This is a genomic window from Polaromonas sp. (assembly GCF_041689105.1).
In the GTDB taxonomy this organism is placed as follows: Bacteria; Pseudomonadota; Gammaproteobacteria; order Burkholderiales; family Burkholderiaceae_C; genus Polaromonas.
Window position 1 is genome coordinate 1 of the sequence record NZ_JBDNGU010000098.1, and the last position, 1488, is coordinate 1488.

Genomic DNA, 1488 nt, shown 5'->3' on the forward strand with positions numbered 1-1488 from the left:
CGGGCAGCGCCCGTCGCCGTTGTTGAAGCTGAACTTCGACGCGGTGTAGCTGCGCTGCCGGGCCAGCGGCGCCTGCGCAAACAGTTCGCGCACCGCGTCCCAGGCACCGACATAACTGGCGGGGTTGGAGCGCGCGGTTTTCCCGATGGGGGACTGATCGACAAACACCACATCGGTCAGATAGTCGGCACCCATCAGCCGGTCGTGCGCACCCGGTGTTTCCGTCGCCTTGCCGAACTGGCGCAGCAGGGCCGGCGCCAGAATGTCCTGCATCAGCGTCGATTTGCCCGAGCCGCTGACACCCGTCACACAGACCAGGCGCTGCAGCGGAAACTCTACGGTGAGGTTTTTCAGGTTGTGGTCGCGCGCGCCTTCCAGAATCAGGCGCGGCGTATTGTCGCTGACCGGCCGCTTGAAACCCATGCCGACCTGCTTGCGCGAGCCGAGGTAGGCGCCGGTCAGGGTGTCGGCGTGTTTCAGGTCTTCGGGTGTGCCGTCAAACACAATCTGCCCGCCCTTCTCGCCCGGACCGGGGCCCATGTCGATCATGCGGTCGGCCGCCATCATCACCGCCGGGTCGTGCTCGACCACCACCAGGGTGTTGCCGGCATCGCGCAGCCGGTGCATGGCCTGCGTGATGCGGTTCATGTCGCGCGGATGCAGGCCGATGGACGGCTCGTCCAGCACAAACAGCGTGTTGACCAGCGAGGTGCCCAGCGCCGTGGTGAGGTTGATGCGCTGCACCTCGCCGCCCGACAAGGTTCGACTTTGCCGGTCCAGCGTCAGGTAGCCGATGCCCACGTCGCACAGATAACGCACGCGGGTGTGGATTTCCTCGAACAGCGATTTGAGGGCTTGCAACTCCCCCTCACCCCTGCCCTCTCCCGCAAGCGGGAGAGGGGGTTCTGTTTTGCCCCCTCGCGCTCCAGCGGCAGCGGGTTCCGCCTTGCTCCCTCTCCCGCTGGCGGGAGAGGGTTGGGGTGAGGGCAGCAGCCCAATGAAGAACTGCCGCAACTTGTCTATCGGCAACTGCATCAAATCGTGAATGCTCAAACCCGGCATGGCTTCGAGTTGCGCGCGGCTCCAGTCCACACCCACCGGCATGAAACGTTTGCCCGACGGCAGCACCGCATCGGCGGCCTCTTTGGAGCCCAGGCGCCACAACAGCGCATCCAGCTTGAGGCGCGCGCCGCCGCAAGTCTCGCACGGCGTGTAGCTGCGGTACTTGGACAGCAGCACACGGATGTGCATCTTGTAGGCCTTGGTCTCCAGGTAAGCGAAAAACCGCTTCACGCCATACCATTGCTTCTTCCACTGCCCGTCCTTGTAAGCCGGCGTGCCGTGTATCACCCAATGCTGTTGCTCCGGCGTGAGTTTGTACCAGGGCGTATCGCGTGGGATGCCTGCGGCTTCTGCGTGGCGCATCAGGTCGTCCTGGTTTTCGGCCCAGGCCGGTGTCTGCAGGGTCTTGATCGCGCCGGAGCGCAG

The 1488-nt window shown here is 64.7% G+C and carries 1 pseudogene; it reads right to left on the reverse strand.

From position 1 onward, the window contains the following. A pseudogene (locus ACESMT_RS10140) lies at nucleotides 1-1488 on the reverse strand (excinuclease ABC subunit A); the annotation flags it as partial.